The sequence below is a fragment of the Mesorhizobium sp. M0437 genome (assembly GCF_040321335.1).
Classification (GTDB): domain Bacteria; phylum Pseudomonadota; class Alphaproteobacteria; order Rhizobiales; family Rhizobiaceae; genus Mesorhizobium.
This window is the reverse complement of record NZ_JAMYRK010000014.1, coordinates 24,365-37,895: the sequence shown is the minus strand read 5'-3', so window position 1 is coordinate 37,895 and position 13,531 is coordinate 24,365. Positions and strand designations below refer to the sequence as shown.

Below are 13,531 nucleotides of genomic sequence, written 5' to 3'. Positions count from 1 at the left end.
GTCAGCCGGCGAGGATACGCTCGATGGCCGGGCGGTTCAGCCCTTTCAGGCCGATGACGACCAGGCGCGAGCGGCGGTCGTCTTCGGCGGTCCAGGCGCGGTCGTAATAGTGGTTGACGCGCGGACCGACGGCCTGCAGCAGGAGCCGCATCGGCTTGCCGCCGACTTCGACGAAACCCTTGACGCGCAACACGTTTTCTTCCTCCGCCGCCGTGGCGACCCGTTGTGCGAGCTCGTCCGGGTTGGACACAGACGTGATGTCGATGACGAACGAGTCAAAATCGTCATGTTCGTGGTCGAGCTCGTCGTCGTGGTGGGTCTTGCGGTTCTCGATGTCGTCCTCGACGGCGAGGCCGAGGCCGAGCAGCACCGACGGGTCGACCTTGCCTTGCGAAGTCGGTACGATCTTCACCGCCCGCGCAACGTGCTTGCCGATGACGGCATTGGCACGGGCCGAGCCGGCTGCGTCCATCAGGTCGCTCTTCGACAGGATGATCAGGTCGGCGCAGGCGAGCTGGTCTTCGAACACTTCCTCGACCGGATCGTCATGGTCGAGCGTCTGGTCCTGCGCGCGCTGGGCCTGCAGGGCGTCCATGTCGTTGGCTACGCGGCCATCAGCCAGCGCCGGTCCGTCGACCACGGCAATGACGCCGTCCACCGTCACGCGGCTTTTCACCGACGGCCACTGGAAGGCCTGGACCAGCGGCTTGGGCAAAGCGAGGCCGGATGTCTCGATCAGGATGTGGTCGACCCTCGGCGTCAGCGACAGGATCTGGTCCAGCGCCGGGACGAAATCATCGGCGACGGTGCAGCAGATGCAACCGTTGGCCAGCTCGACGATGTTTTCCTCGGGGCAGGTGTCGATGCCGCAGCCCTTCAGGATCTCGCCGTCGATGCCGATGTCGCCGAACTCGTTGACGATGATGGCCAGGCGCTTGCCTTTGGCGTTTTCGAGCAAATGGCGGATCAACGTCGTCTTGCCGGCGCCGAGAAAGCCGGTGACCACGGTGCAGGGAACGCGCGAAAGGGAGGCAGCGGTCATGTCAGGTCCTTCAAAAGGTCAAGGGGAGGGATGCGGGCAACCAGGCCGCGCTTCAGGCAATCGGGACGGCCGCGCCATGGAATGAGCCCATCCGTCGAGGTGGCGAACAGCTTTGCCCCGGTGACGAGATCGGCGCCGCTGGTCGTGGTCAGATCACCGAAGACGTAGCTCCAGCAGCCGTCGCGCAGCATGGCCGCGCTGAGCCGGCGCTTGCAATTGCCGAGGCATTCGACGGTGCGGATTTTGATGTTTTCGCTGGAAGCAGCGCGGCGCGTGTCCTCTGCGAGCAGTTCGCCAGCGCGCGGATGAGCGTCCGAACCGGTCTCGTCACGGCAGGACGAGCAGACGATGACGGTAACGCCGGCCGGGGAATCACCATGGCCGGACAATAAATCCGCTGTCTCAGCCGGAAAACTGCTGTCGCGTTCCAAATCAGGCTCCTTGCCCGGAAAACCCGCCAGGCGATCGGATTCTTAGGTCCTAGACGGCAGGTCTCCTGGCTCGCGGGTCATCGCCTGGGTGCCGCCTTCCCGGGAATATCCCAGTGGTTTTCGGCCTTGGCTCGTCGCTTACAGTTGCGGGGACAGCCGCGGATTTGAAATCGAGATTTCGCACCGCATTCCCTCTTGGCCCCTGCCGTTGCGGGCAGGGGACCGTCTGGAACGGATTTAGGCTTGTGGAGGCAGTTGTGTCAACGCACGTCTATGGCGCGGCGATATCCGCGAGCGGCCGGCCCAAATCGCCGGCAGCGGTCACCTCGATGCGTTCCAGGCCGAGCCAGCCCTGCATCTGCTTCAATTCCTTGAAGAGTTCGGCAGCGGTTTGTGGCGGGGCGCCGGGCTCCGCATAGGCGGCATGGACGCGCAATACGCCGGCCGGACGGTCGGCCCTGAGGTCAACGCGCCCGACGATGCTGTCGCCGAGCAGGAATGGCAGCACATAATAGCCATACCGCCGCTTTTCGGCCGGCGTGTAGATCTCGATGCGGTAGTGGAAGTCGAACAACCGCTCGGTGCGCGATCGTTCGAAGACGACAGGATCGAACGGCGCGAGCAAGGCGCGCGCCTCGATCCTGCGCGGCAAACGGGCGTCCTTGTGGAGATAGGCTGTTTTGTTCCAGCCGTCGACGCTCACCGGCAACAGCTCGCCGGCCTCGACCAGCTCCTCGATGCGACCCTTGATGTCGGCGGGCGAGAGGCGGAAATAGTCGCGCAGGTCGCCTGCCGTGGCGATGCCGTGGGCACGGGCCGAGATGCGCAGCAATTCGCGGTGAGCGTCTTCGGGGGAGGGCGTTGGCAGACTCAGTATTGTTGGCGGCAGCACGCGCTCCGGCAGATCGTAGAACCGTTCGAAGCCGCGGCGATGCGCCGTGGTGATGCGGCCGGCCCAGAACAGCCATTCGAAGGCGTGCTTGGCATGGCTCCAGCCCCACCAGCCACCCGAACCCTTCTGCCCTTCGAAAGCCGACGCCGCGATCGGGCCTCGTTCGGCGACCTCGCGATAGATGTCTTCGATATAGGCGGCGTGCTCGCGGCCCCATTTGGCCAGTCCGCTGTACATTTCGTCGCCGCACTCGGCCCGCTGCATGCGCCAGCGCATCAGCGGATAGGTCTCGACCGGCAAGAAGGAGGCTTCGTGCGCCCAATATTCGAAGACCATGCGCTTGCGCGTTACGGCGGCGTCGTCGAGCAGCGCCAGCTTGTAGGGGCCAAGCCGCGAATAGAGCGGCATATAGTGGGCGCGCACCACGGCGCTGACGGAATCGATCTGCAGCAGGCCGGTACGGGCAAGCACGCGGGCCAGATGCCGGCGGTCAGGCGTGCCGGTGGGGCGCGGGTCATTGAATCCCTGTGCCGCGAGCGCATGCGGCGGGCCATGGCGAGCGAGATTTTTTCCTTCATGAAGGCGGCATCCGGACGATTTTAGACAGAGAAAATGACCTGCGATTCCGTGCCATGCTAACAGGGTTTTGGCGGCATCCATGTCAGGAGAGAAAAGTGGAGTAAAAAGTGAAGGAAATCAAACAGGAGCGGATCGGACCAGTTTTCCCGGATATGCCGTCCAGCACCGCGATTTGAACAAGGTTTGACTTGCTTCGCCGAAAGCGCTGCGCTAACCCTCGCCGCGTTGCAGCATAGAGCCCCCTTAAAACGGTTCAGTGGTTAAACTGTCACGCTTCCGCAAGTGGGTCCGGTGCTGTAATCAGAGTGGATTGGCCGCCAACGGAAACTGCAGCATGAACGCACTTTTAGGTTCGTACCTGCCCATCGTCCTGTTCATCGGCGTGGCGCTGATCGTCGGGCTGGCGCTGCTCGCCGCACCGTTCCTGGTGGCCTACCGCAACCCCGATCCGGAAAAGCTTTCCGCCTACGAGTGCGGCTTCAACTCGTTCGACGACGCCCGCATGAAGTTCGATATCCGCTTCTACCTGGTGTCGATCCTGTTCATCATCTTCGATCTGGAGGTGGCCTTCCTGTTTCCGTGGGCGGTGTCGTTCAGCCAGATCGGCATGCTCGGTTTCTGGTCGATGATGGTGTTTTTGGCGGTGCTGACCATCGGCTTTGCCTATGAATGGAAAAAAGGAGCGCTGGAATGGGATTGAACGACAGTTCCGGCACGCTCGTCGCGCCGAAGCCCAAGGGTCTCATCGACCCCAACACCGGCAGGCCGGTGGGGGAGGATGATCCATTCTTCCTGGAGATCAACAACGAGCTCGCCGACAAGGGCTTTCTCGTCACCTCGACCGAGGCGCTGATCACCTGGGCGCGCAGCGGCTCGCTGATGTTCATGACGTTTGGCCTCGCCTGCTGCGCCGTCGAGATGATCCACACGTCGATGCCGCGCTATGACAGCGAGCGCTTCGGGGTGGCGCCGCGCGCGTCTCCGCGCCAGTCCGACATCATGATCGTCGCCGGCACGCTGACCAACAAGATGGCGCCGGCGCTGCGCAAGGTCTACGATCAGATGCCGGAGCCGCGCTACGTCATCTCGATGGGCTCATGCGCCAATGGCGGCGGCTATTATCATTATTCCTATTCGGTGGTGCGCGGCTGCGACCGCATCGTGCCGGTCGACATCTACGTGCCCGGCTGCCCGCCGAGCGCTGAAGCGCTGCTTTACGGCATCCTTCTGCTGCAGAAGAAGATCCGCCGCACCGGCACGATCGAGCGGTGAGCGGCATGACCCAGGCGTTGAATGACCTCTCGACCTATCTAGGCGAGAAGCTGATCGGCCGGATCGGCGAGGCGGTGTTCGCCTATGGCGAACTCACCATCTCGGTCGAGCCGCGCGACCTGATCGAGGTGGTGACCTTCCTGCGCGACGACCCGAAATGCCAGTTCATTTCGATCATCGACGTCTGCGGCGCCGATTATCCGTCACGGGCAAAGCGCTTCGACGTCGTCTATCACCTGCTGTCGCCGAGGCAGAATATCCGCATCCGGCTCAAGGTCCAGGCCGACGAAGAGACGCTCGTGCCGTCGATCACCGGGATATATCCCGGCGCCGACTGGTTCGAGCGCGAGACCTACGATCTCTACGGCGTGCTGTTTTCGGGCCATCCCGATCTGCGGCGGATCCTGACCGACTACGGCTTTGAAGGCCATCCGCTGCGCAAGGACTTTCCGCTGACCGGCTTCGTCGAGGTGCGTTACGACGACGAAGCCAAGCGCGTCATCTACGAGCCGGTGGAGCTCAAGCAGGAATTCCGCAATTTCGATTTTCTGTCTCCGTGGGAAGGTACGGATTACGTGCTTCCGGGGGATGAAAAGGCAAAGCAGTAAATGGCTGAAACCTCCGTTCGCAACTTCAACATCAATTTTGGCCCGCAACATCCAGCGGCGCACGGCGTTTTGCGCCTGGTGCTGGAGCTTGACGGCGAAGTCGTCGATCGCGTTGACCCGCATATCGGGCTGTTGCACCGCGGCACGGAAAAGCTGATCGAGGCCAAGACTTACCTGCAGGCCGTGCCCTATCTCGACCGGCTCGACTATTGCGCGCCGATGAACCAGGAGCATGCCTTCGCGCTTGCCGCGGAGCGGCTGCTCGGCATCGAGGTGCCGAAGCGCGGGCAGTTGATCCGAGTTCTCTACTCCGAGATCGGCCGCATCATGTCGCATATCCTCAACGTGACGACGCAGGCGATGGATGTCGGCGCGCTGACGCCGCCGCTGTGGGGCTTCGTCGAGCGCGAAAAGCTGATGGTGTTCTATGAGCGCGCCTCGGGTTCGCGCATGCACGCGGCCTATTTCCGCCCCGGCGGCGTCCACCAGGACCTGCCGCAGAAGCTGATCGAGGACATCGGCAGCTGGATCGACCCGTTCCTGAAATCGGTCGACGACCTCGACTCGCTCTTGACCGGCAACCGTATCTTCAAGCAGCGCAATGTAGACATTGCCACCGTCTCCCTGGCGGACGCCTGGGCCTGGGGTTTTTCAGGCGTCATGGTGCGCGGCTCGGGCGCGCCGTGGGACCTGCGCAAATCGCAGCCCTACGAATGCTATGCCGAGCTGGATTTCGACATTCCGATCGGCAAGAACGGTGACTGTTTCGACCGCTATCTGGTGCGCATGGAAGAGATGCGGCAGTCGGCGAAAATCATGCGCCAGTGCGTCGACCTGTTGCTCGGCAAGGAGGGCGCCGGCCCGGTGTCCAACCTTGACGGCAAGGTGGTGCCGCCGAAGCGCGCGGCGATGAAGCGCTCGATGGAAGCGCTGATCCATCACTTCAAGCTCTACACCGAAGGCTACCGCGTGCCGGCCGGCGAGGTCTATGCCGCAGTCGAGGCGCCAAAGGGCGAGTTCGGCGTCTATCTCGTCTCCGACGGCACCAACAAGCCCTATCGCTGCAAGCTGCGCGCGCCGGGCTTTGCGCATCTGCAAGCCATGGACTTTTTGTGCCGCGGCCACATGTTGGCAGACGTCACCGCTGTGCTTGGCTCCCTCGATATCGTCTTCGGGGAGGTGGATCGGTGAAGATGCGGAGCGCCCTGCATGTTGCTGCCGGTTTTGCTGCCGGAGTGGCAGGCATGGGTGCCGTTGCCGCCTGGGGCCGCTCGGCGGAAGCCTATTGGGTGTCCTGCCGCCTTGAGGGCGTGAAGACAGATGTCATGTGCAGGGTAACCACGACGGGCCGACTTTGGGATCTGGATTCCGGTTGGTATCTTTATGCCGATACGGCATATCCGGATTGGAATGTGGCCCTTGGCGCGGATTGCTCGGATCGGTATCGCGAATATCGCGACTATGTCGACACTACCCGGGGAAAGATCGGAAACGATGAGAGTACCGCGGTCTTGGCCAGGTCCGACCCTCGTTTTTATTTCGACTGCTACAACAGAGTTAAAAGCTAAATGTCAGTCCGCCGTCTCGCAGAAGCCAGCCTCCAGCCAGCCTCCTTCGCCTTCAACCGGGCGAATGCGGCGGCGGCGAAGCAGTGGATCAAGAAATATCCGAAGGGGCGCGAGCAATCCGCGATTATCCCCTTGCTCATGCTGGCGCAGGAGCAGGAAGGCTGGGTGACCAAGGCGGCGATCGAGACGATCTCCGACATGCTCGACATGCCCTATATCCGTGGGCTGGAAGTCGCCACCTTCTATACGCAATACCAGCTCAATCCGGTCGGCACCCGCGCTCATATCCAGGTCTGCGGCACCACGCCCTGCATGCTGCGCGGCTCGGAAGCGCTGATGGATGTGTGCCGCTCGAAAATCCATCACGACCAATTCCACACCAACGACAAGGGCACGCTGTCGTGGGAGGAGGTCGAGTGCCTCGGCGCCTGCGTCAACGCACCGATGGTGATGATATTCAAGGACACCTATGAGGATTTGACGCCGGAGCGGCTTGCCGAGATCATCGACCTCTATGACGCCGGCAAAGGTGCTTCGGTGACGCCAGGACCGCAAAACGGCCGCATCACCTCTGAGCCGGCCAGTGGCCTGACGACCCTCAAGAGCGAAAAGGCGATCCTCAAGGCGACCCGCGACCGGGAAACCAGGGCGGCGACCAAGGCCGCCAAGGATGCAGAGCCGGCGGCTGCCGCCGCAGCACCAGTTCCGCCAGCGGCTTCGGCCGCGCCTGCACCGGCGCCGGTTGCGCCCTCGAATGCCAGCAAGCCGAAAACCGACGCGGTCGAGACCAACCCGGCGCTGAAATCGCCGTCGGCCACGAAAGTCGCGCCCGCGGTGGAGAAGGCGGCGAGCGTCGCAGCGCCTCTGCATTCGGCCGCCAATGCCAACAAGGCCGAGCCGCAGGTCGAGGACGTCTCGAAACAGCGCAAGGGCCCCAAGAACAAGGCCGAGCCGGCGTCTGCCTTCAAGGCGCCGGAGGCCAAGGTCAAACCGGCGAAGGCTGCCGCCAAGGCGGCCAAGGCGTCGCCCGGAAACAAGAGCCGGCCGACCGGCAAGAAGCCGGTCTGAGGAACGAGCAATGCTTCAGGACAGAGACCGCATCTTCAACAACATCTACGGCCGCTTCGACAAGTCGCTGGCCGGCGCCATGGCGCGCGGCGCCTGGGACAACACGCCCGGCATCGTTGCCAAGGGGCGCGAGTGGATCGTCAACGAGATGAAGGCATCGGGCCTGCGCGGCCGCGGCGGCGCCGGTTTCCCGACCGGGCTCAAATGGTCGTTCATGCCCAAGCAAAGCGACGGCCGGCCGAGCTATCTCGTCGTCAATGCCGACGAGTCCGAGCCCGGCACCTGCAAGGACCGCGACATACTGCGCCATGACCCGCACACGCTGGTCGAAGGCTGCCTGCTTGCCGGCTTCGCCATGGGCGCGGTCGCCGCCTACATCTATGTGCGCGGCGAGTTCATCCGCGAGCGCGAGGCGCTGCAACGCGCCATAGACGAGGCCTATGCGGCCAAGCTGATCGGCAAGAACAACACCTCCGGCTACGATTTCGACATTTACATGCACCATGGCGCCGGCGCCTATATCTGCGGCGAGGAAACGGCGCTGCTCGAAAGCCTCGAGGGCAAGAAGGGCCAGCCGCGGCTGAAGCCGCCATTTCCGGCCAATGTCGGCCTCTATGGCTGCCCGACGACGGTCAACAATGTCGAGTCCATCGCTGTCGCGCCGACCATCCTGCGCCGCGGTGCCGCCTGGTTCTCGTCCTTCGGCCGGCCCAACAATGTCGGCACCAAGCTGTTCTGCATCTCCGGCCACGTCAACAATCCGTGCACCGTCGAAGAGGCGATGTCGATCCCGTTCCGCGAACTGATCGAGACGCATTGCGGCGGCATCCGCGGCGGCTGGGACAACCTGCTGGCGGTCATTCCGGGCGGCGCCTCGGTGCCGCTGGTGCCGGCCGAGCAGATCATCGACGCGCCGATGGATTTCGATGCGTTGCGCGACCTGAAATCGGGCCTCGGCACGGCGGCTGTCATCGTCATGGACAAATCGACCGATATCGTGAAGGCGATCGCGCGGCTGTCCTATTTCTACAAGCACGAGAGCTGCGGCCAGTGCACGCCTTGCCGTGAGGGCACCGGCTGGATGTGGCGGGTGATGGAACGGCTGGTGCGCGGCGAGGCGCAGAAGCGCGAGATCGACATGCTGCTCGACGTGACGAAGCAGGTCGAGGGCCACACGATCTGTGCGCTGGGCGATGCGGCGGCGTGGCCGATCCAGGGCCTGATGCGGCATTTCCGCGGCGAGGTGGAGCGGCGCATCGACGAGTTTTCGCGCAACGCACACCGCGCCGAACCGGTGCTGGCGGCGGCGGAATAGAAGAATTCAAAAAATTGCGGGCGAATGCCCGAAACGAGGAAACGAGCGCGGGGCAGACGGAAACGACCAGGAGACCACCTATGTCGCTGTTTTCGACACCCGACGATTTTACGCCCGATATGGACCCGTTGTTGAAGATGAACCAGGATCTGACCAGGATGATGCCGAAGGAGATGGCCAATGCCGTCAATCTCCTGGCGCATCCTGTCGCGGGCGCGGCGGCGATGACGGCACTCGGCATCGGCCTTGCCAACCACGCCTTTGGTATCTGGATGGGCGTGCTTTCAGGCGCCGCCGAGACCTCGCAGCGGCTTTGGCAACCGGTCGCCGAGGATTTCGAGGCGCGAACGGAACGCTTTTCCGCGACCGGCAAAAGCTCCTCGACCAAGGCGCGCGCGGCGACCAAAACCCTGATTGCCGAGGCGCAGTCCTTCGCCAACGATGTGACTGACATTGCGACGAGCACCGCTGCACGGAGCTTGGCGAATGCCAGCACCGTTGCAGCGGATGCGTCGGCTGGGCTGATGCCGGAAGATTTCAAGCAGCCCAAGCCGATGGATCGGCCAGCCGAGCCGGCCGACCTCAAGGCGATATCGGGCATCGGGCCGAAACTGGAAAAGGTGCTGAACGGCCTTGGCATCTGGACATACGCCCAGATCGCCGCGTGGACGCCGCAAGAGATCGCCTGGGTCGAAGATTACCTGTCGTTGAAGGGCCGCATCGGCCGCGACAGCTGGATCGGTCAGGCGGCCGCGTTGGCCGGGGCCAAAAAGTGAATTCAATATCGTGCGCGGTCTCGGCTGCGCCCGGAAGGAAAGATTGCGGAACGTCCGCAGGGGTTTGAGGCGAAATGGCAAAGCTCAAGGTCGACGGGAAAGAGATCACTGTACCCGACCACTACACGCTGCTGCAGGCGGCCGAGGACGCCGGCGCGGAAGTGCCGCGCTTCTGCTTCCACGAGCGGCTGTCGATCGCCGGCAATTGCCGCATGTGCCTGATTGAGGTGAAAGGCGGTCCGCCCAAGCCGCAGGCGTCCTGCGCCATGGGCGTGCGCGACCTGCGCCCCGGCCCGAACGGCGAGCCGCCGGAAATCTTCACCAACACGCCGATGGTCAAGAAGGCGCGCGAAGGCGTGATGGAATTCCTGCTGATCAACCATCCGCTGGACTGCCCGATCTGCGACCAGGGCGGCGAGTGCGACCTGCAGGACCAGGCGATGGCGTTCGGAGTCGATTCCTCGCGCTACCATGAGAACAAGCGGGCGGTCGAAGACAAGTATATCGGGCCGCTGGTCAAGACCATCATGAACCGCTGCATCCATTGCACGCGCTGTGTCCGCTTTACCACCGAGATTGCCGGCATCTCCGAGCTCGGCCTGATCGGCCGCGGCGAGGATGCCGAGATCACCACCTATCTCGAAAGCGCGATGACTTCGGAACTGCAAGGCAATGTCATCGACCTTTGCCCGGTTGGTGCGCTGACCTCCAAACCGTACGCCTTCCAGGCACGGCCGTGGGAACTGACCAAGACCGAATCCATCGACGTGATGGACGCCGTCGGCTCCGCGATCCGCGTCGATAGCCGAGGCCGCGAAGTGATGCGCATCCTGCCGCATACCAACGAGGCGGTGAACGAGGAGTGGATTTCCGACAAGACCCGCTTCATCTGGGATGGTCTGCGCACGCAGCGCCTCGACCGGCCCTATGTGCGAAAGGAGGGCAGACTGGCCCCGGCAAGCTGGGCCGAGGCTTTTGCCGCGATCAAGGAAGCGGTGTCGAATGCCGCACCCGAAAAGATCGGTGCCATTGCCGGCGATCTTGCCGCCGTCGAGGAGATCTACGCGCTGAAGCTTCTGATGGCTTCGCTCGGCTCGAAGAACACCGACTGCCGCCAGGACGGCGCCGCACTCGATCCGTCGCTCGGCCGGGCGAGCTATGTGTTCAACCCGACCATCGAAGGCATCGAACAGGCCGATGCGGTGCTGATCATCGGCGCCAATCCGCGCTTCGAGGCATCCTTGCTCAACGCCCGCATCCGCAAGCGCTGGCGGGCCGGCAATCTGCCAGTCGGCGTCATCGGCGATGTCGGCGATACGCGCTATGATTACGAGCAGCTCGGCGCCGGGCCGGAATCGCTGAAGGATCTGGCCGACGGCAATGGCAAGTTCTTCCAACTGCTGAAGAAGGCGACGCATCCGCTGATCATCGTCGGACAGGGTGCGCTGGCGCGTCCGGACGGGGCGGCCGTGCTCGGCCAGGCGGCGAAGCTCGCCGTCGCCGTCAACGCCGCCAGGGCCGACTGGAACGGCTTTGCCGTGCTGCACACTGCCGCGGCACGCGTCGGCGGCCTCGATGTCGGGTTTGTGCCGGGCGAGGGCGGCAGGAACGTCGCCGGCATGCTGGGCGAGACCGATGTGCTGTTCCTGCTCGGCGCCGACGAAATCGACATGGCAAAGACCGGCGGCGCTTTCGTCGTCTATATCGGCACGCATGGCGACAAGGGCGCACACCGCGCCAACGTCATCCTGCCGGGTGCCGCCTATACCGAGAAGTCGGGCACCTTCGTCAACACCGAGGGGCGCGTGCAGCAGACCAACCGTGCCGGCTTCGCGCCCGGTGAGGCACGCGAGGACTGGGCGATCCTTCGGGCACTATCGGATGTGCTTGGCAAGAAGCTGCCGTTCGATTCGCTGCCGCAGCTGCGCGCTAAGCTCTATGCGGAATACCCGCATCTTGCCCGCATCGACCATGTCGCGGCCGGCGACCCGGCCGACATCGCCAGGGTTGCCAAGCTCGGCGGGCGGCTGAACAAGGGCACCTTCACCTCGCCGGTCAAGGATTTCTACCTGACCAACCCGATCGCGCGGGCTTCCGCGGTGATGGCCGAGTGCTCGGCTTTGGCGAAGAACGGCTTCAGGCAGGCGGCGGAGTAGACATGGACACCTTCTTCTCCTTCTACGTGCTGCCGGCGCTGCTGATCCTTTTGAAGTCGGTCGTGCTGATCATCGTTCTGTTGATCTTCGTCGCCTATGTGCTTTACGCCGACCGCAAGATCTGGGCGGCGGTGCAATTGCGCCGCGGACCGAACGTCGTCGGCCCGTGGGGCACGCTGCAGGCGTTCGCCGATCTGCTGAAATTCGTCTTCAAGGAGCCGGTCATCCCGTCCGGCGCCAACAAGGGCGTTTTCCTGCTGGCGCCCTTGGTGTCGGCGGTGCTGGCGATCTCTGCCTGGGCGGTCATACCGGTCAATGAAGGCTGGGCGATCGCCAACGTCAATGTCGGCATCCTCTATGTCTTCGCCATCTCCTCGCTCGAGGTCTATGGCGTCATCATGGGCGGCTGGGCGTCCAATTCGAAATACCCCTTCCTCGGCGCGCTGCGCTCGGCGGCGCAGATGGTGTCCTACGAAGTCTCCATCGGTTTCGTCATTGTCACCGTGCTGCTTTGCGTCGGCTCGCTCAACCTGTCCGACATCGTCTTGTCGCAGCAGGACGGGCTGGGCACACGGCTCGGCCTGCCCAACACCTTCCTCGACTGGCATTGGCTGTCGCTGTTCCCGATGTTCATCGTCTTCTTCATCTCGGCATTGGCCGAGACCAACCGGCCGCCCTTCGACCTTGTGGAAGCCGAATCGGAACTCGTCGCCGGCCATATGGTCGAATATTCCTCGACGCCGTTCCTGTTGTTCTTCCTCGGCGAATATGTCGCCGTCGTCCTGATGTGCGCGCTGGCCACCATCCTGTTCCTTGGCGGCTGGCTGCCGCCCTTCAACTTCGCGCCGTTCACCTGGGTGCCGGGGCTGATCTGGTTCGTGCTCAAGGTCTGCCTGGTGTTCTTCATGTTCTCCATGGTGAAGGCGTTCGTGCCGCGCTACCGCTACGACCAGCTGATGCGGCTCGGCTGGAAGGTCTTCCTGCCGATCTCGCTGTTCATGGTGGTCGCCACCGCCGCCTTCCTCAAGATCACGGGGTTTGCGTGATGGGCAGTCTGATCGTTGGTTTTCTAGGCGCAGCTGTCGGCGTGCTTGTTGCGCTCTTTGGCAACGTCGTTGTGCTGCCCTACGTTTTGCGGCAACAGGACCAAAGGTTGGCAGCAAACTACCGAGTGCCGGTGTTTGGCTGGGACAAGCAGATATTGGCGTCGATGACGAGACTTGCATACCGTTTCCTGATGCCTGTCTTTTTCGGATTTATCGGCGCAATCGCTGCAACACAGATCTTTGGGGGTGCTGAATGAGTACGCTATCCCAGGCCGCCAAGTCACTGCTTTTGCAGGACTTCGTCAGCGCTTTCTTCCTGTCGATGCGCCAATTCTTCGCGCCGAAGGAGACCATCAACTATCCGCATGAAAAGGGGCCGGTCAGCCCGCGCTTCCGTGGCGAACATGCGCTGCGCCGCTACCCGAACGGCGAGGAACGCTGCATCGCCTGCAAACTATGCGAGGCGATCTGCCCGGCGCAGGCCATCACCATCGAAGCCGGCCCACGTCGCAATGACGGCACGCGGCGCACCGTGCGCTACGACATTGATATGGTGAAATGCATTTACTGCGGCTTCTGCCAGGAAGCCTGCCCGGTCGACGCCATTGTCGAGGGCCCGAATTTCGAATTCGCGACGGAGACGCGCGAGGAGCTTTATTACGACAAGGACAGGCTCCTGGCCAATGGCGACCGCTGGGAGCGTGAACTGGCGCGCAACATCTCGCTGGATGCGCCTTACCGCTGATATTTGACGCATGGACGGGGCGAGGGCCCTCGT

General features: G+C 63.2%; 14 protein-coding genes, 1 pseudogene and 1 riboswitch. Of the genes and pseudogenes, 12 read left to right on the top strand and 3 right to left on the bottom strand.

Annotation, left to right across the window (positions count from 1 at the left end):
• Window position 1: 1 nt before the first annotated feature.
• From cobW to NKI72_RS11595, 3 genes and pseudogenes are all read right to left on the bottom strand, one after another.
• Window positions 2–1,042, bottom strand: coding sequence for a cobalamin biosynthesis protein CobW (cobW, locus tag NKI72_RS11605; protein ID WP_352831116.1), 1,041 nt, complete (start codon window positions 1,040–1,042; stop codon window positions 2–4).
• Complete coding sequence (locus NKI72_RS11600; RefSeq protein WP_352458247.1) at window positions 1,039–1,473, bottom strand: DUF1636 family protein; 435 nt, start codon at window positions 1,471–1,473, stop codon at window positions 1,039–1,041. Before NKI72_RS11600 ends, cobW begins: the two co-directional genes overlap by 4 nt.
• Before the next feature lie 38 nt (window positions 1,474–1,511).
• Window positions 1,512–1,715: riboswitch (cobalamin riboswitch) on the bottom strand.
• 29 nt (window positions 1,716–1,744) lie between these two features.
• Window positions 1,745–2,943 (bottom strand): annotated as a pseudogene (locus tag NKI72_RS11595) (winged helix-turn-helix domain-containing protein).
• 335 nt (window positions 2,944–3,278) lie between these two features.
• On the opposite strand from NKI72_RS11595, the gene NKI72_RS11590 reads away from it, so the two are divergent.
• The 12 genes from NKI72_RS11590 (at window position 3,279) to nuoI (ending at window position 13,498) form a co-directional block, all read left to right on the top strand.
• Window positions 3,279–3,644, top strand: coding sequence for an NADH-quinone oxidoreductase subunit A (locus NKI72_RS11590; RefSeq protein WP_023676631.1), 366 nt, complete (start codon window positions 3,279–3,281; stop codon window positions 3,642–3,644).
• Entirely contained in the window at window positions 3,635–4,216 is a 582-nt protein-coding gene (locus NKI72_RS11585) for a NuoB/complex I 20 kDa subunit family protein (RefSeq protein WP_023720749.1), read from the top strand. The genes NKI72_RS11590 and NKI72_RS11585 overlap by 10 nt, the downstream gene beginning before the upstream one ends.
• Window positions 4,217–4,221: 5 nt before the next feature.
• Window positions 4,222–4,824 carry an NADH-quinone oxidoreductase subunit C gene (locus tag NKI72_RS11580; RefSeq protein ID WP_352831114.1) on the top strand — a complete coding sequence of 201 codons (603 nt, stop codon included), beginning with the start codon at window positions 4,222–4,224 and terminating at the stop codon, window positions 4,822–4,824.
• The gene (locus NKI72_RS11575; RefSeq protein WP_352850166.1) at window positions 4,825–6,015 is read left to right on the top strand and encodes an NADH-quinone oxidoreductase subunit D; all 1,191 of its coding nucleotides are present in this window, start codon (window positions 4,825–4,827) and stop codon (window positions 6,013–6,015) included.
• Window positions 6,012–6,392 (top strand): hypothetical protein, encoded by a 381-nt coding sequence (locus tag NKI72_RS11570; protein WP_352831111.1) that lies wholly within the window; start codon window positions 6,012–6,014, stop codon window positions 6,390–6,392. Before NKI72_RS11575 ends, NKI72_RS11570 begins: the two co-directional genes overlap by 4 nt.
• Window positions 6,393–7,460: an NADH-quinone oxidoreductase subunit NuoE gene (gene nuoE / locus NKI72_RS11565; RefSeq protein ID WP_352831109.1), complete on the top strand. Its 1,068-nt coding sequence runs from the start codon at window positions 6,393–6,395 to the stop codon at window positions 7,458–7,460.
• 10 nt (window positions 7,461–7,470) lie between these two features.
• A complete protein-coding gene (nuoF, locus tag NKI72_RS11560; protein ID WP_023676626.1) occupies window positions 7,471–8,775 on the top strand; it encodes an NADH-quinone oxidoreductase subunit NuoF in 1,305 nt (434 codons plus the stop codon).
• An 80-nt stretch (window positions 8,776–8,855) separates the two neighbouring features.
• Window positions 8,856–9,551 carry a helix-hairpin-helix domain-containing protein gene (locus NKI72_RS11555; RefSeq protein ID WP_352831107.1) on the top strand — a complete coding sequence of 232 codons (696 nt, stop codon included), beginning with the start codon at window positions 8,856–8,858 and terminating at the stop codon, window positions 9,549–9,551.
• Between the two features lie 74 nt (window positions 9,552–9,625).
• Window positions 9,626–11,707, top strand: coding sequence for an NADH-quinone oxidoreductase subunit NuoG (nuoG, locus tag NKI72_RS11550; protein WP_352831105.1), 2,082 nt, complete (start codon window positions 9,626–9,628; stop codon window positions 11,705–11,707).
• A gap of 2 nt (window positions 11,708–11,709) precedes the next feature.
• Window positions 11,710–12,753: an NADH-quinone oxidoreductase subunit NuoH gene (nuoH, locus tag NKI72_RS11545; protein WP_352831103.1), complete on the top strand. Its 1,044-nt coding sequence runs from the start codon at window positions 11,710–11,712 to the stop codon at window positions 12,751–12,753.
• Entirely contained in the window at window positions 12,753–13,010 is a 258-nt protein-coding gene (locus tag NKI72_RS11540; protein ID WP_352745070.1) for a hypothetical protein, read from the top strand. Before nuoH ends, NKI72_RS11540 begins: the two co-directional genes overlap by 1 nt.
• The gene (gene nuoI, locus NKI72_RS11535; RefSeq protein ID WP_352745068.1) at window positions 13,007–13,498 is read left to right on the top strand and encodes an NADH-quinone oxidoreductase subunit NuoI; all 492 of its coding nucleotides are present in this window, start codon (window positions 13,007–13,009) and stop codon (window positions 13,496–13,498) included. Before NKI72_RS11540 ends, nuoI begins: the two co-directional genes overlap by 4 nt.
• Window positions 13,499–13,531 lie beyond the last annotated feature (33 nt).